12 protein-coding genes and 1 pseudogene are annotated in these 15,468 nt (G+C 68.5%); 4 read left to right on the top strand and 9 right to left on the bottom strand.

Annotated elements, in window-relative coordinates; translation table 11 throughout:
* Nucleotides 1–94 precede the first annotated feature (94 nt).
* The 3 genes and pseudogenes from ACIQ6Y_RS09050 to ACIQ6Y_RS09040 form a co-directional block, all read right to left on the bottom strand.
* Nucleotides 95–2,269 carry an acyltransferase family protein gene (locus ACIQ6Y_RS09050; protein WP_404034715.1) on the bottom strand — a complete coding sequence of 725 codons (2,175 nt, stop codon included), beginning with the start codon at nucleotides 2,267–2,269 and terminating at the stop codon, nucleotides 95–97.
* Nucleotides 2,270–2,529: 260 nt separating this feature from the next.
* Nucleotides 2,530–2,616 (bottom strand): annotated as a pseudogene (locus tag ACIQ6Y_RS09045) (glutamine synthetase); the annotation flags it as partial.
* A 148-nt stretch (nucleotides 2,617–2,764) separates the two neighbouring features.
* Complete coding sequence (locus tag ACIQ6Y_RS09040; protein ID WP_404034713.1) at nucleotides 2,765–3,967, bottom strand: hypothetical protein; 1,203 nt, start codon at nucleotides 3,965–3,967, stop codon at nucleotides 2,765–2,767.
* A gap of 264 nt (nucleotides 3,968–4,231) precedes the next feature.
* Between ACIQ6Y_RS09040 and ACIQ6Y_RS09035 the strand changes: the two genes are divergently transcribed.
* Nucleotides 4,232–5,311, top strand: a complete 1,080-nt coding sequence (locus ACIQ6Y_RS09035) for a tyrosine-type recombinase/integrase (RefSeq protein WP_404034711.1) — start codon at nucleotides 4,232–4,234, stop codon at nucleotides 5,309–5,311.
* Nucleotides 5,312–6,462: 1,151 nt separating this feature from the next.
* Here the strand turns inward: ACIQ6Y_RS09035 and ACIQ6Y_RS09030 are convergent.
* Nucleotides 6,463–7,824 (bottom strand): glutamine synthetase family protein, encoded by a 1,362-nt coding sequence (locus tag ACIQ6Y_RS09030; RefSeq protein ID WP_399640534.1) that lies wholly within the window; start codon nucleotides 7,822–7,824, stop codon nucleotides 6,463–6,465.
* Nucleotides 7,825–8,151: 327 nt separating this feature from the next.
* Between ACIQ6Y_RS09030 and ACIQ6Y_RS09025 the strand changes: the two genes are divergently transcribed.
* The 3 genes from ACIQ6Y_RS09025 to ACIQ6Y_RS09015 all read left to right on the top strand — a co-directional run bounded on the left by ACIQ6Y_RS09025 (nucleotide 8,152) and on the right by ACIQ6Y_RS09015 (nucleotide 11,265).
* Nucleotides 8,152–8,820 (top strand): DUF3105 domain-containing protein, encoded by a 669-nt coding sequence (locus tag ACIQ6Y_RS09025; protein ID WP_404034709.1) that lies wholly within the window; start codon nucleotides 8,152–8,154, stop codon nucleotides 8,818–8,820.
* Nucleotides 8,817–9,443: a DUF305 domain-containing protein gene (locus ACIQ6Y_RS09020; protein ID WP_404034707.1), complete on the top strand. Its 627-nt coding sequence runs from the start codon at nucleotides 8,817–8,819 to the stop codon at nucleotides 9,441–9,443. Before ACIQ6Y_RS09025 ends, ACIQ6Y_RS09020 begins: the two co-directional genes overlap by 4 nt.
* A gap of 67 nt (nucleotides 9,444–9,510) precedes the next feature.
* Entirely contained in the window at nucleotides 9,511–11,265 is a 1,755-nt protein-coding gene (locus tag ACIQ6Y_RS09015; protein ID WP_404034705.1) for an NAD+ synthase, read from the top strand.
* 192 nt (nucleotides 11,266–11,457) lie between these two features.
* Here the strand turns inward: ACIQ6Y_RS09015 and ACIQ6Y_RS09010 are convergent, their stop codons facing one another.
* From ACIQ6Y_RS09010 to ACIQ6Y_RS08990, 5 genes are all read right to left on the bottom strand, one after another.
* The gene (locus ACIQ6Y_RS09010) at nucleotides 11,458–12,120 is read right to left on the bottom strand and encodes a hypothetical protein (protein WP_404034703.1); all 663 of its coding nucleotides are present in this window, start codon (nucleotides 12,118–12,120) and stop codon (nucleotides 11,458–11,460) included.
* A gap of 422 nt (nucleotides 12,121–12,542) precedes the next feature.
* Entirely contained in the window at nucleotides 12,543–12,950 is a 408-nt protein-coding gene (locus ACIQ6Y_RS09005) for a peptidase inhibitor family I36 protein (protein ID WP_404034701.1), read from the bottom strand.
* Nucleotides 12,951–13,042: 92 nt separating this feature from the next.
* Nucleotides 13,043–13,273, bottom strand: coding sequence for a response regulator transcription factor (locus tag ACIQ6Y_RS09000; RefSeq protein ID WP_404034699.1), 231 nt, complete (start codon nucleotides 13,271–13,273; stop codon nucleotides 13,043–13,045).
* Between the two features lie 174 nt (nucleotides 13,274–13,447).
* On the bottom strand, nucleotides 13,448–14,689 hold the full coding sequence (locus ACIQ6Y_RS08995; protein WP_404034697.1) for a sensor histidine kinase: 1,242 nt from the start codon (nucleotides 14,687–14,689) through the stop codon (nucleotides 13,448–13,450).
* Complete coding sequence (locus tag ACIQ6Y_RS08990) at nucleotides 14,686–15,342, bottom strand: response regulator transcription factor (protein ID WP_404034695.1); 657 nt, start codon at nucleotides 15,340–15,342, stop codon at nucleotides 14,686–14,688. The genes ACIQ6Y_RS08995 and ACIQ6Y_RS08990 overlap by 4 nt, the downstream gene beginning before the upstream one ends.
* Between the last annotated feature and the right edge of the window lie 126 nt (nucleotides 15,343–15,468).

Genomic DNA, 15,468 nt, shown 5'->3' with positions numbered 1-15,468 from the left:
ATACCCCCCGCGCGCAAAGGCATGACATACGACGGGGCCCGCTGCCGTACGCGGAGACGTACGGCAGCGGGCCCCGGTCGAAAACTCCCAGGCTTCAGGCCCCTGGCCGCTTGCTCAGGTCGTCGCCGAACAGGCGGAGCAGTTCCTGCTCCACGACGGGAGTGAGGGCCTCGACGTAGCCGTCGGCGAGGTGGCCGTAGTCGCGGTAGACCATCGTGTTGCCGACGACGATCGGGCAGTTGCCGGACGGGGCGCAGACCCAGTCGTAGGGGTCGATGGTGGGCACGTCCTCGGCGGTCGCGGCCGCGCGGATGGCCTTGGTGACGTCCGGCTTGGGGTCGGCCTCGGAGCGGTCGCGGGCGCAGGCGCCGAGGTCGCCGGAGTTGGCGTTGGCGCAGTCGACCGCGTTGTTCTTCGGCCAGGGCGTGTCCAGCAGGGTCGCCACCTGGACGCCGCCCTTGTGCAGCATCCGGTAGGTCTCCGCCTGGCCCTTGCCCCAGGCCTCGGCGGTGTCGCCGTCGCCCCACAGCTTCGCCGAGTTGGAGCTGGACGTGAGGACCAGCTCGGGCTTCATCTTCAGGATCTTGTCGATGGTGGCGGCACGCCAGTCGTCACACGTCGAGTACGGGCCCTTGTTCCACTCGATGGTGATCTGCGAGACCTTGCACGCGTTCTTGGTGAACGAGTACAGCCGCCAGTGGTGCTCCTTCGCGATCGCGTCCAGTGCCGGGAACCACTGCGCGACATGCGAGTCGCCGAACAGGACGACCGTGCGCTCCGCCTTCGTGTCGCCGTACAGACACGGCTGCGTCTGCACCTTGTCGGTCATCGTCAGCGCGCAGTCGTCGGTGTAGACCGCGGACCGCTTGTACGCCGTGTCGCGCATGCTCGGCGTCAGGTTGGAGGGGAGCTTGTCGACCTTCTGCGCCAGCAGCTTCGTCAGCTCGGCGCGCGGGTCGGAGGCCTGGGCGAGCGCCTCCCTGGTGTTCTGCCGGGCCCCGCCCTCGGCCAGGCTCGGCGGGAACTGCACGGCGAGCACCGCGAGGGACGCGGCCACCGCCGACAGACCCAGGCCGAAGACCAGACCCCGGCCCGCCCGGGCCTTGAAGGCGCGGTGGAAACGCATCGGGTTCTCGACCAGGTGCAGCGTCAGCCAGGCCAGCGGGATGCCGCACAGCGCGGCGATCAGCCGCAGCGGCCCGTCGTGCTCGCCGAACCCGGCCGCCGCCGGGACGATCAGGATGAGCGGCCAGTGCCACAGGTACCAGGCGTACGAGATGCCGCCGACCCACACCATGGGCCGCAGCGACAGCAGCGCGCCCGCGCCCCAGCGGCCGCCCGCCGCACCGCAGGCCAGCACGGCGGCGGCACCGAACACCGGGATCACGGCGTTGTGGCCGGGGAAGACGGTGCTGTCGTCGAACATCACGGCCGCGTAGGCGATGGCGGCGATGCCCGCCCAGCTGACCACCACGGCGACCGGGCGCGGGATGTCGTCGAGCCGGTCGGCCACCAGCGCGAGCAGCGCGCCCACCGCGAGCTCCCAGATACGGCCCTGGGAACCGAAGTACGCCCAGGAGGGGGCGGTCTCGGTGAGATGCAGGTTCACCGCGAAGGAGCCGGCGGCCAGCGCGAGCAGCGGCAGCCCCAGCAGCGCCCGGCGGCGGAACAGCTTCAGCGCGACGATCAGGACGATGGGCCAGATCAGATAGAACTGCTCCTCCACCGCCAGCGACCAGAAGTGCTGGAAGGGGGACGGCGGCACGTCCGTGTTGAAGTAGTCCGTTCCGGCGTCGGCGAGCCGGAAGTTGACGACGTACCAGGCGGAGGCGATGGCGTCCTTGGCGTAGTCCGCGAACCGCAGCGGGCCGAGGAACAGCCAGGAGCCCGCCAGCGTCGCCACCACGACGAGCGTGGAGGCGGGCAGCAGCCGCAGCGCGCGGCGGGCGTAGAAGCGGCCCAGCGAGATCCGGCCCTGGCGGCTGTGCTCACGGAGCATCAGCGAGGTGATGAGGAAGCCGGAGATGACGAAGAACACGTCCACGCCGACATAACCGCCGGCCACCTGCGTGACCCCGGCGTGCGACAGCGCCACGAGCGACACGGCGACCGCGCGCAGGCCCTGGATGTCCAGTCGCAGTCCGGAGCCGCCCGTCGGCTGTCCGGACCGCTTCCCGCCTTCCCCTGGTGCGCCGTCCGGGGTTCTGGACGCCGTCGGGGGCGCCTCCGGAGCGGGCTCTGCTGGGTGCGCGATGCGAGGGACGGGCACCGTGGGGATCTCCTTGCTCGTAGGGCGTCGCCCGAGACGTGCACCGACGCCTACGGACACCGAATCCGGGGCTCGTCGCCACCGGGACGACCGGCCGACGCCGGTGACCGCCCCGGAACAGGCGATCGAACCTACCCTTGAGCAGAACCGTTTGTTATGACGCCGTCATCACATCGTCATAACAAAGGGCGGTGGACGGGTTTGAACCGTCCGGGTTGCCGTTCGGTGAACTCAAGGCTCCGCGTCGGCGCGGACCCGCCTCACAGTACCGGCAGGTTCTTCCGCAATTCGAACGCGGTCACCTCGCTGCGGTACTCCTCCCACTCCTGGCGCTTGTTGCGCAGGAAGTGATGTCGGCCTGGAGCGACCTCCCGCGATGGCTGCATGCCCAGCGTTGACCTGCACTCGAATGGCTGTCATTGGTCGTTCTCGGTTGCTGTGGGCTGCCCTTCGACGGCCCAGGGACGGCCCCGCCGTGCCCGGAGGAGTAGCGCCTCAGCTCTCCTGCTCTGAGCGTCGTGCGGCGCTTTTGGCGGCCTGCTCCACCTCGTACCGCGACATGGTCACGTCGTCTCGCGCTGCATGCTCGGTGACCGCTGAGTGGAAGTTCTCTGCCGCTGTGCGCCACGCCTTCCACTGTGCGTGGAACGGCGCACCATCGAGGCTGGCGAGCTTTGCATGCTCGCCCATGGCCGATCGTTGCAGGTTGATCAACTTGTCAGGGACATCAGTCACGACCTGGAAGGCATCGGTGCGCTGCTGAGGCACGGCGGGCGCATGGTCTTCGGCCGCAGTGCGTCGCGAATGCCCGTCCGCCCGCCGCTCGGACTGGCGCTGTGGCGCTCCGCGGCCGCCGGGTCGGCTGGCCACACCGTAGTGATCTACCCAGATCTCGTAGTCTCGGATCGAGGACCAGAAGCCATTACGTTCCAGAGGTCGGATGGGCAACACCAGGCCTGCGGGAGCCTGGCGTATGAAGTCGTCAAGGGTGATGGCCCCGGGCTGCGAGTCGACGTGGGTAGCACCACAGCCGGCGTAGCGCTTCCGGGGGCAGCGATGCCCCTCGCGGCTGGTGCACTCCCAGACGAGAACCTTTCGGTACCCACCGAGGATGCGCAGCTCATACCGCGGATTCTCGATCTGGGGGAGACGAGCCTGGTTGGAGCGGAGCATGGCGACTCTGGCGCCGCCAGCGATGATGGCACTGTCGGTGTGCCAGGCAACTGCATCCCTCTTCGCGGCGAGGGACCGACGCGTTCGCTCCGTCGCCCCATACCCCTGTTTGAACGGTGAGTGCTGCATTTCGTAGGAGACGTGCTGACTGCCGACGAGGAGGACATCGGACCGCGTGCGACCGTCGTCGGCACAGGCCTCACGCTGAGCCAGAAACCCTTCAGCCACCCCCACACGTTCAACACGATCGCAGTACGCCTTGTGCTCGTCGCTCTCCAACGCCTGGTAGGGGTGATCGGCGCTCTCGCCGGGCTGGTGGGAGACCACACGAGCACCGTCATGGCGAGAGTAGGTCTTCATCCAATGGGTGACACGGTCCTCCTCCCAGCACCAGGCGCACTTTACGAGCTGGCGACGGGTTGAGTCGCGGTTGTCGGAGACCAGCTGCGCCCACTCGATGTCACTCAGCTGAACGGCATCGATCTTGCCGCGCCCATCGGTGATGTAGATCAAGTTGTTGTGCACTTCAGATGTGCTCCTCTGCTCCAGGGATGCGCGGCCTCCCAGGCGCCGGCGTTGTCTCCGTTCCATGGTGCGGGGTGGCACTGACATTGGGGCATACGGCGTAGTAACCGATCCCGATCCCGGGGCACACAGCTCACGCAACACTCGATGGTGCACAGGTTGGTAAGTCGGCCCTATATCGTCCTGCTGTTCGATTTATGTCCTGCATCTTCCGTCGCTTCACCTTAGAGTGGTACAACGGTTAACCGTCGAAAAGGGGGACCGATGGCTGCGCCCAAGCTTCGCTTCAACTGCTTCTTGTTACGCGAAGGGTTGCCGTCTTACGAGAAGGCTCTGCGCGCCCAGTACAGGCCCGGTGGTCACGCAGAGATGACTCGCTTGTCGCCCTCTGAAGGGGCACCAGACGAGTCCGTTGAGTCGGCAATTCGTGGTCACGCGGTGCCGTATCTCGGGCCACGGCCGCTCGGTTCCTTCCGGCCGGAGCACGTCCGGGACTGGCTCAGCGAACTCGAACGAGCCGTTCCGGCGTCTTCGTACCGACGCGTGATCTACAACAGCGTGTCGACAATCCTCAATGCGGCAGTGGACGACGGTCACCTCACCAGGAATCCCTGCCGCGCGCAATCCGTGCGGCCTCCCGCTCCGGGGAACGGCCGGATCGTCCCATGGACGTCGGAGCGCGTCTTCGCTGTTCGCGCTGCCCTGCCTGAGCGCTACCGCGCCACGGTCGACCTTGGCGCGGGCTGCGGACTTCGCCAAGGGGAAATCTTCGGACTTCCCGTTGATGAGATCGATTTCGCCTCCGGGTGGCTGCACATCGTGAATCAGGTGAAGGTGACGAGGGGAGGTCTCATCTTCGCTCCGCCCAAGCGGAACAAACTACGAGACGTCCCTTTGCCCGACCGCGTGGCCCACGCCCTGAAAGAGTACATGGAGAGCTACCCGCCGGTGGCCGTCACCCTGCCCTGGCTCCGGTTGGACGGCCCGCGTGTCACCCGGCAAGTGCTCTTTACCCGTCTCGACGGCAAGGGGGCGGTTCGGCGAACCGACTTCAATGACCGTGAGTGGAAGCCCGCTCTCGTCGCGGCTGGAGTGATCTCACAGCCTCAGCCGGGTGAGCGATACCAGGCGGCGCGTGAACACGGCATGCACGCTTTGAGGCACTTCTACGCCTCAGTGCTGCTGGACGCCGGCGAGAACATCAAGGCACTTAGCCACTATCTGGGACATGCCGACCCGGGGTTCACGCTCAGGGTCTACACGCACCTCCTGCCGAGCAGCGATGCGCGGGCCAGGAAAGCCGTAGACACCCTGTACGGAAGTTTCTCTTCCACTGCGCGCTAATCCTGACTGTGCCCAACTGCCCTGAGCGTCTTCCAGTCAGTCCGCCCCTAAGTGGCGCTTTAACCATCTTGCGCGCTTTCGTCTTGCCGGATGAGTGCTTTCCGCACTTGTTGGACGTCGACGCGGTAATCCCTCATAAGGGCGTGCAGGGCCTCCGGCTCAGGGTCTTCTGTGAGAGATTCGGGGGCCTCACACTCTGCGACGAAGTACCCGGGAGGGGGAGTTGGCACAGTCAGAGAGTCCTCCGAGTAGCAGGTAACCAACTGCTCGATGTTTCCCAGTGCGTCATAGACAGCTACAAGCCTCATAGGCTTGCCTCCCTATTCCCAGATGACAAGACACGAGAGTTCGAAGTCCTTTAGTGGGCGCCCCGATCCTCCAGCGATCTGAGAAAGCGTGAAATTATGGAGGCGGTAGTTCACGCTCACTTGGCCGACTGGGGGATTTGTGACGACGGTGACGTCTCTCACTCCAGCGACGACCACATCCTGTGGCTCGGTTCGGGTGGCTATGGCTGTCACCACGATCGACACCGAGGAACGATTGTCCGCCAAGATCTGAGATGAGATCGGCATGGATCCACCCGGAGGCAGTGGAGTGGCCAGGGAGAGGTGGTCCTTGATGATCTTCTGAGGCATTGCAACCAGCTCCCAGGGAAGCGTTGCGGGCGCATTCCCAGTCCAGCACAGGTCAAGGCCACTTGCACATCGGGGAGATGTCGGGCGACGCGCCAAAAGATCGGCACAACTCGCCCTGCTGCGCGGCGCTTTCAGTCGACCTCGCTCTGTCGCAACTTGCGCCGTTGTCCGGGGCGTCAGAGTCGGCAGCGAACCGGATCCTCGCCCACCCGCCCTTGTCGATGCTGCACCGGCGCCAACGATTCCGTCCCGGCACGGTACTCATCGTGGACTGGACCCTGGTGTCGACCCTCGGCCATTGACTCCGACACCCGCCTGGTCAGCATTGGGGCGCTCGCCGGAATGCCGCCGACTTGGATGTCAGGGGCAAGGCTCGCCTGCAACCATGTGCCTCTCGCTCCGGCCCGGACGGCCCACAGACGGCCCAGGCAGGCAGGTGGGCGGGCTGGTGTCGACGGTCCATGAACGTCGGCCCCAGCCCGCCTGGTCTGCTGGAAGCGCTCTGACCTGCGCTTACAGCACCGGCAGGTTCTTCCGCAGCTCGAACGCGGTCACCTCGCTGCGGTACTCCTCCCACTCCTGGCGCTTGTTGCGCAGGAAGAAGTCGAAGACGTGTTCGCCGAGGGTCTCGGCGGCGAGGTCGCTGCGCTCCATCAGCGACAGGGCCTCGCCGAGGTTCTGCGGGAGCGGCTCGATGCCCATCGCGCGGCGCTCGGCGTCGGACAGCGCCCACACGTCGTCCTCGGCGCCCGGCGGGAGCTCGTAGCCCTCCTCGATGCCTTTCAGACCGGCGGCGAGCAGCAGCGCGTACGCCAGGTACGGGTTCGCGCCCGAGTCCAGCGAGCGGACCTCGACACGCGCCGAGCCCGTCTTGCCCGGCTTGTACATCGGTACGCGGACCAGGGCCGAGCGGTTGTTGTGGCCCCAGCAGATGTACGACGGGGCCTCGCCGCCGGCGCCCGCGGTGCGCTCGGAGCCGCCCCAGATGCGCTTGTAGGAGTTCACCCACTGGTTGGTGACCGCGGAGATCTCGGCGGCGTGCTTCAGCAGACCCGCGATGAAGGACCGGCCGACCTTGGAGAGCTGGTACTCGGCGCCCGACTCGTAGAACGCGTTGCGGTCGCCCTCGAAGAGGGAGAGGTGGGTGTGCATGCCGCTGCCCGGGTGCTCGGAGAACGGCTTCGGCATGAACGTGGCCTGGACGCCCTGCTCCAGCGCGACCTGCTTCATGACCAGGCGGAACGTCATGATGTTGTCGGCCGTGGAGAGCGCGTCGGCGTAGCGCAGGTCGATCTCCTGCTGGCCCGGGGCGCCCTCGTGGTGGGAGAACTCCACCGAGATGCCCATCGACTCCAGCATGGTGATCGCCTGGCGGCGGAAGTCCATGCCGATGTTCTGCGGGGTGTGGTCGAAGTAGCCGGAGTTGTCGGCCGGGGTCGGGCGCGAGCCGTCCAGCGGCTTGTCCTTCAGCAGGAAGAACTCGATCTCCGGGTGGGTGTAGAAGGTGAAGCCCAGGTCGGAGGTGCGGGCGAGGGCCCGCTTCAGGACGTAGCGCGGGTCCGCGAAGGACGGGGAGCCGTCCGGCATGAGGATGTCGCAGAACATCCGGGCCGTGCCGGGGGCCTCCGCGCGCCACGGCAGGATCTGGAACGTCGACGGGTCCGGCTTGGCGATCATGTCGGACTCGTAGACCCGGGCGAAGCCCTCGATCGCGGAGCCGTCGAAGCCGATGCCCTCGTCGAAGGCCTGCTCCAGCTCCGCGGGGGCCACGGCGACGGACTTGAGGAAGCCCAGCACGTCCGTGAACCACAGCCGTACGAACCGGATGTCGCGCTCCTCCAACGTCCGGAGCACGAACTCCTGCTGCTTGTCCATCTTCCGCTTCCCCATCCTTGCTGGTCAGGCCGCCTGCTCTCGCGCCACGAGAGGCGGTCGGGCACCTGAGCATCCCACCACAACACCATTTCATGCGCGTTGCGGCCCATGATCGTCCGGCCGACTCCGGCCCGAACGCCCGCCGGCCGTCAGGTGAACACTCTTCAGCCCATCTTGCCTGCTGACACCGACATCCGTAATGGCCGACGGCCGCGGGGACCGGCCCAGGGACCGGCCAATCACGAGCCCGCCCTACGAAACGGGCTGGCGTGCCCATTACGATCAGCGCACTCGTCCGTCCCACTCATCCCCAGAAGGGGTCCCCCCATGGGTTCCGCGAAGAAGAGCAGCAGCGCCGACCGCAAGGCACGTATAGAGGAGATGCGGCGCGCCGAGCATGCTCGTGAGCGTCGCAACCGGATTCTCACGATCGTGGCCAGCGCCGTCGTCGTCGTCGGCCTGGTCGCCGGTGCCGTCGTCCTCGTGCAGACCCAGTCCGACGACAAGGACGACACGGCGAGCGACGGCAGGACGAGCTCCGGGAAGTTCGTCACCGGCGAGGACGGGGTGAAGACCTGGAAGGGCACCCTGTCCCGCACCCACGTCAAGACGCCGGTGAAGTACCTCTCCGAGCCCCCGGTCGGCGGTGACCACAACCAGGTGTGGATGAACTGCAACGGCGACGTCTACACCAAGGAGCTGAAGAACGAGCACGCGGTGCACTCGCTGGAGCACGGCGCCGTCTGGGTGACGTACACCTCCAAGGCGGACAAGGCCGACGTCGAGGCGCTCGCGGCGAAGGTGAAGAAGACGCCGTACACCCTGATGAGCCCGGACGAGAAGCAGGCCGACCCGATCATGCTGAGCGCGTGGGGCCACCAGCGCACGGTGACCGGCGCCGACGACCCGAACGTGGACAAGTTCTTCGAGAAGTACGTCCAGGGCGAGCAGACGCCGGAGAAGGGCGCCGCCTGCCAGGGTGGGCTGTCCGAGTGAGGCAGGCGCAGGCCGGGTGGATCGCCGGGGCCGCGGCGGCGGCGCTGGTCGCGGTCGGGGCCGTCACCTACGCGGTCGCCGGGGACGGCGGGTCGAGCGCCAAGCCGTCCGCGGACTCCGCCGACGCCGGGTTCGCCCGCGACATGGCGATCCACCACCAGCAGGCGGTGGAGATGTCGTACATCGTGCGCGACCGCACCGACGACGTCGAGGTACGGCGCCTGGCCTACGACATCGCCCAGACCCAGGCCAACCAGCGCGGCATGCTGCTGGGCTGGCTGGACCTGTGGGGCCTGCCCAAGGTGTCCGCCGACCCGCCCATGAGCTGGATGGGCATGGGCGACATGCCCTCCGAGGGCGAGGGCTCGCTGATGCCCGGCATGGCGACCGACGCCGAGATGAAGAAGCTCGGGACCCTCAGCGGGCGCAAGGCCGAGGTGTACTACCTCCAGCTGATGACCGACCACCACAAGGGCGGCATCCACATGGCGAAGGGCTGCGCCGAGAAGTGCGCGGTCGGCGTGGAGAAGCAGCTCGCCCAGGGCATGGTCGACGCCCAGCAGTCGGAGATCGACCTGATGGCCGGGATGCTGAAGGAGCGGGGCGCCCCGCCCCGCGACTGACGGGCCGTGGGCGGGGCCACACCCCGCCCCACCCCCATCGCGTCGCTCTGACGATTACACTGTGGGGGTGCCTCAACTTCGCCTCGCCCTGAACCAGATCGACTCCCGTGTCGGCGACATCGCCGGCAACACCGAGACGATCCTCCGCTGGACCCGGCACTCCGCCGAGCAGGGAGCGCACCTGGTGGCGTTCCCGGAGATGGTGCTGACCGGGTATCCCGTCGAGGACCTGGCCCTGCGCTCCTCCTTCGTGGCCGCCTCCCGCGCGGCCCTGCGCACCCTCGCGACGCGGCTCGCCGAGGAGGGCTTCGGAGAGCTGCCGGTCGTCGTCGGCTACCTCGACCGCAGCGACAGCGCCCAGCCGAGGTTCGGCCAGCCGGCGGGCGCCCCGCAGAACGCGGGCGCGGTGCTGTACCGCGGCGAGGTGGTGCTCAACTACGCCAAGCACCACCTGCCGAACTACGGCGTCTTCGACGAGTTCCGCTACTTCGTGCCCGGCGACACCATGCCGGTGCTGCGGGTGCACGGCGTCGACGTGGCCCTCGCGATCTGCGAGGACCTCTGGCAGGACGGCGGCCGCGTCCCGGCGGCACGCTCCGCCGGGGCGGGCCTGCTGCTGTCGATCAACGCCTCGCCGTACGAGCGCGACAAGGACGACACCCGCCTGGAGCTGGTGCGCAAGCGCGCCCAGGAGGCCGGCTGCACCACCGCCTACCTCGCCATGATGGGTGGCCAGGACGAGCTGGTCTTCGACGGCGACTCGATCGTCGTCGACGCGTCCGGCGAGGTGATCGCGCGGGCCCCGCAGTTCTCCGAGGGCTGTGTGGTCCTGGACCTCGACCTGCCGGCCGCCGCCGCCGACGCACCGACCGGCGTGGTCGACGACGGCCTGCGCATCGACCGCGTGGTCCTGTCCGAGGAACCGCTGCCCGCCTACGAGCCGCAGCACACCGGCGCCTACGCCGACCGCCTCGACGACGACGAGGAGGTCTACTCGGCGCTGGTCGTGGGCCTCAGGGCGTACGTGCAGAAGAACGGCTTCCGCTCGGTCCTCATCGGCCTGTCCGGCGGCATCGACTCCGCCCTCGTCGCGGCGATCGCCTGCGACGCGGTCGGCGCGGAGAACGTGTACGGCGTCTCGATGCCGTCCAAGTACTCCTCCGAGCACTCCAAGGGCGACGCCGCCGAGCTGGCCCGCCGCACCGGCCTCAACTTCCGTACGGTGCCCATCGAGCCGATGTTCGACGCGTACATGGGCTCCCTCGGGCTCACCGGCCTCGCCGAGGAGAACCTCCAGTCCCGACTGCGCGGCACGCTGCTGATGGCGATCTCCAACCAGGAGGGCCACATCGTCCTCGCACCCGGCAACAAGTCGGAGCTGGCGGTCGGTTACTCCACCCTCTACGGCGACTCGGTCGGCGCCTACGGCCCCATCAAGGACGTCTACAAGACCTCGATCTTCCGCCTGGCCGAATGGCGCAACCGGGCCGCCGCCGAGCGCGGCCAGACCCCGCCGATCCCGGAGAACTCCATCACCAAGCCCCCGAGCGCCGAGCTGCGCCCGGGCCAGGTCGACACGGACTCCCTCCCGGACTACCCGGTCCTCGACGCGATCCTCGCCCGCTACGTCGACCGCGACGAGGGCGCCGACACCATCGTCGCGGCCGGCTTCGACCACGCCCTGGTCACCAAGACCCTCCGCATGGTCGACACGGCCGAGTACAAGCGCCGCCAGTACCCGCCGGGCACCAAGATCTCCCCGAAGGGCTTCGGCAAGGACCGCCGCCTGCCGATCACGAACGGGTGGCGCGAGACGGTGTAGTCCGGCCTGAACCAGGACACCGAGAACCAGAACCCCTTGGTTTCGCCCCACCAGGGCACAACCGAGCCGAGCGCCCGCCGGAGCGGGTGATGGATCGCCGCGGCGTGAACGCGCCGCGGCTTTCCGGGTGCCGGCCCCTGCCCGTGAGCTGGGGCCGTTTTCTGTGTGCGGGGGCCGTCCGGCCGGGTCCCCTCAGCCGTCCCGCGTCAGGGTGGCGGCCGTGCGCAGCCGGGCCGTGTTCGCCGCGCGGACGGCCCCCAGCTCCTCGCTGTGCTGGTCGACGAGGCGCTTCTGGTAGGCGGACTCGACGGTGAACCAGACGCCGACCAGGTTGGTGCGCTGCTTGCAGCGGATGTCGGCCGTGGCGGTGGCGATCGTGCGGCGGCTGGTGCTGCCGGTGAGGCCCGGATCGGCGAGCGGCGCGAGCGGGTCGGCGTAGTCGTGGCCGCTTTCGGCCATGCAGGCGGACCAGGCGCGGATCGCCCCGCGCACCCGGGAGTCGGCCCTGGACAGGTCGAAGGCGCGGAACGACAGCTGCTGCGGCAGCCCCGGGTCCGTCCCCGCGGGCGCGGCCGCGCCGAGCGAGCGGTCGGCCTGCGTCATACAGCCGCCCTCGGGGACCTTGCGGCCCTTGATGCTGGAGCGGCCCTTGCCGAACAGGACGGTCTCCGCGTCGGCGTGCAGGACCGGGCGCGCGGGCGGCTTCTGCAGGGCCGGGTCGCGCTTCCCGAGCCCGTAGCCGTACGCGGTGGCGTCCTCGGCGTCGGTGATGCCGTAGCGGCGCTCGGTGGCGCTGCGCGGGCCGTAGTCGGCGGCCGGCTGGCGGACCGCGTACGTGAATCCGAAGTCACGCATGCACCGGTCGATGAGGACCACGCGTGCCCGGTCCAGATCCCGCAATTGGCGGTCGTCGAGAAGATAGTCCCGGAGCGGCAACCGGAGATCCACGGCCGCGGTGATCCGGGGAATGTCCGAAACTGTCGGTTCGGAATTTTGCTCGCTTTTCCGATGGCCGGAGCCCGAGCCACCGGAACCCGAGTCGCCGGAACCGGAGGAGCAGGAGATGAGGACGGTCATTGCGAGAACAGCGGTGCACACTGTCGTCCCGATCCGGCCTAACGCCGGCCTTACGAACGGTTTGCGAGCGTGGAAGGGCGGTCGGGGCATCGTGAACTCCGCGAATCTCGATTACGATCAGACAGCCGAGTGCCCTGCCCAGCTGCAATGGGCAGGGCACCGGTCCTGACTGGTGTTTCCTTCTGTGCGGTGCTGTCGCGTCAGCTGAAGTACGCCGACGACACCGTGTTCTTGTACGTCGAGTTCAGGTTGCCGTACGCACCCGGCGAAATGTATCCGCACGAGCCGGAGTAGTTGTAGCCGGTGCACACCCACCAGGTGTAGGTGTCGCGGTTCCAGTCCGACTCGGTGTTGTTGTCCGCGCGGATGCCGGTGCCCGGGAAGACGTCGTTGCTGAAGTCGGCGTCGGAGTAGTACAGGTCGAAGATCGGCGTCCCGTAGTTGGCGAGGTAGTAGAGCCCCAGCTCGCCGGTCTCCACGACACCGTTCTTGTGGGTGGCGGCGGACGCCGAGCCGGCGCCCGCCATGCCGATGCCGCAGAGCGCGGCCACCGCCGCGCCGGTGGCGACGGCGCGGCGGAGGTTCCGCCTGACGTTGGTTCGGACCATTGCTCCTCCAGAATTCGAGCGCCCTCGTTGTCCGGTCCCCCGGCCGGGGACGGTGGGGCCTAAGCAATGGCACCAGATCGCGCAGTGGGCAGCTATTGGCCCTTGGGACAGTTCTGCACGTGGTAGACGTACGACACCAGAGCGGCCTGGAATCTCCCGTTGACGGCCAGTTTTGCCACGATGCTGGCAATGTGGGCCTTGACCGTACGCTCCGTGATGTAGAGAGCGCGGGACACGTCCCGATTCGACGATCCCAGGGATAACAGGCGGAACACATCCCACTCGCGTTCACTCAGGAACTGGACTCTTTCGAGTGCGGACATCCCGCCGACGGCCCCCGATGCGCAATTCAAACTGAAGAGCGCACACGTCTGGCATCTGTAAGAAGCATCCATTGGTCCCCCCGATCCTTCTTCCCCGCTCAGGGAGGGTACCGGGAGGAGTAAGCGTGCGTCAGTAAAATGACATCAATTCTCGAATTCTATGCTCCGCAGTAACTATTCTTCGGCGTTGTTGTCACGCAGTGCCGGGAGCGTGACCCGGACCGTGAGCCCGCCTCCGGCACGCGGTGCCGCGTCCGCCTCACCGCTGTGCGCCCGCGCCACCGACCGCACGATGGACAGCCCGAGCCCCGTGCCCTGCGCCGAGCCGACCCGGTCGTCGAGCCGGCGGAACGGCTCGAACAGCGCGGGCACCTCGTACGGCGCCACCTCCGGGCCGCTGTTGTCCACCGTGAGCACGGCCCCCGCCGGGCCGTCGCCGCCGCACACCACCCGCACCCAGCCGCCGTCGGTGTTGTACCGCACGGCGTTCTGCACCAGGTTCTGCGCCAGCCGCTCCAGCAGCACCGGATCGCCCCGCACCCAGACCGGGACCGCGTCCAGCGTGAGCGTCACCCCGGCCCGCCGGGCGTCCGGCTGCGACAGGTCCGTCACCCGGCGCACCACCGCCGACAGGTCGACCGGCACCGGGTCGGCCACCGCGTGCTGGGAGCGCGCCAGCGTCAGCAGCCCGTCGATCAGCCGCTCATGACGGGCGTTCACCGCCAGCAGGTTCTCCCCGAGCTGGGTGACCTGCGGCGGCGCGTCGGGGCGGCCCATCGCCACCTCCAGCAGCGTCCGGTTGATCGCCAGCGGCGTCTTCAGCTCGTGCGAGGCGTTGGCGACGAACCGCCGCTGCCCCTCGAAGGCGGCGTCCAGCCGGCGCAGCATGTCGTCGAAGGTGTCGGCCAGTTCGCGCAACTCGTCGGGCGGTCCTGTCAGCCCGATCCGCTCGTGCAGACTGCGGTCCGCGACCCGCCGGGCCGTCGCCGTGATCCGGCTGATCGGCCGCAGCGTACGGCCCGACACCAGCCAGCCGATCAGCAGCCCGCCGGCCGCGAACAGACCGAGCGCCACCGAGCCGCCCACCACCAGCGGCCGCAGCGTCCGCTGCCGGAAGTCGGCCCGCAGCCGCCGCGCGGCCTCGCTCGCCTGCTCCTTGTACTGCTCCTTGGCCGCGAGGGGATCCTCGTTCCCGGCGCCCTCCGCTCCGCCACCGGGCGTCTGCGCCGGCGCCGACGCCCCCGGCGGCGGATACACCGACGTGATGTCGATCGGCTGCGTGGCGATGATCCGGTCCAGCATCACGTACGTCACCAGCAGCAGCGTCACTCCCGACAGCATCACCAGCCCGCCGTACAGCAGCGTCAGCCGCACCCGGATGGTCCGCTTCGGCGGCTGCACCACGCCCGCGCTCATGGGATCCGGTACCCGAAGCCGGGCACGGTCAGGACCACTTGGGGCGGTCCCAGCTTGCGGCGCAGGGTCATCACCGTCACCCGGACGACGTTCGTGAACGGGTCGATGTTCTCGTCCCACGCCTTCTCAAGCAGCTGCTCGGTGCTCACCGCGCTGCCCTCCCCGCGCAGCAGCTCCTCCAGCACCGCGAACTCCTTGCGCGACAGCGCCACATACCGCCCGTCCCGGTACACCTCGCGCGGCCCCGGATGCAGCGAGATGCCGGCCCGCGACAGCACCGGGGGAGTGGCGGGCCGGGCCCGCCGCCCCAGCGCCCGCACCCGGGCGACCAACTCCCCGAAGGCGAACGGCTTCGGCAGATAGTCGTCCGCGCCCAGCGACAGACCGGCGATCCGGTCGGCGACCTCACCCGCCACCGTCAGCATCAGGATCCGGGTGCCGTAGCCCTCCGCGACCACCGTCCGGCACACCTCGTCGCCGTGCACCCGCGGCAGGTCCCGGTCCAGCACCAGCACGTCGTAGTCGTTGACGCCCAGCCGCTCCAGGGCCGCCGCGCCGTCGTAGGCGACGTCCACCGCCAGCGACTCCCGCCGCAGCCCCTCCGCGATCGCGTCGGCGAGCATCTCCTCGTCCTCGACGACGAGTACGCGCACGTCGGCCCACCTCCCCCTCGGTCCCGGGCGATGCTGCCCGAGCCTCCATAAGGCGTTCATAAGCGCCAACCCTGACAGTGGACTTACACACCGTCGTATGTCATCTGCGGACAGTAACCGCAACCA

Origin of the sequence: Streptomyces sp. NPDC096205 (assembly GCF_044763135.1) — a bacterium.
Lineage (GTDB): Bacteria > Actinomycetota > Actinomycetes > Streptomycetales > Streptomycetaceae > Streptomyces.
This window is presented reverse-complemented; position numbering and strand designations above follow the sequence as displayed.

Excerpts from the sequence above, each read along its gene's own strand:
- ACIQ6Y_RS09035 (WP_404034711.1), top strand. The coding sequence starts at position 4,232 with ATGGCTGCGCCCAAGCTTCGCTTCAACTGCTTCTTGTTACGCGAAGGG.
- ACIQ6Y_RS09030 (WP_399640534.1), bottom strand. The coding sequence starts at position 7,824 with ATGGACAAGCAGCAGGAGTTCGTGCTCCGGACGTTGGAGGAGCGCGAC.
- ACIQ6Y_RS09025 (WP_404034709.1), top strand. The coding sequence starts at position 8,152 with ATGGGTTCCGCGAAGAAGAGCAGCAGCGCCGACCGCAAGGCACGTATA.
- ACIQ6Y_RS09010 (WP_404034703.1), bottom strand. The coding sequence starts at position 12,120 with ATGCGTGACTTCGGATTCACGTACGCGGTCCGCCAGCCGGCCGCCGAC.
- ACIQ6Y_RS09005 (WP_404034701.1), bottom strand. The coding sequence starts at position 12,950 with ATGGTCCGAACCAACGTCAGGCGGAACCTCCGCCGCGCCGTCGCCACC.
- ACIQ6Y_RS09000 (WP_404034699.1), bottom strand. The coding sequence starts at position 13,273 with ATGTCCGCACTCGAAAGAGTCCAGTTCCTGAGTGAACGCGAGTGGGAT.
- ACIQ6Y_RS08995 (WP_404034697.1), bottom strand. The coding sequence starts at position 14,689 with ATGAGCGCGGGCGTGGTGCAGCCGCCGAAGCGGACCATCCGGGTGCGG.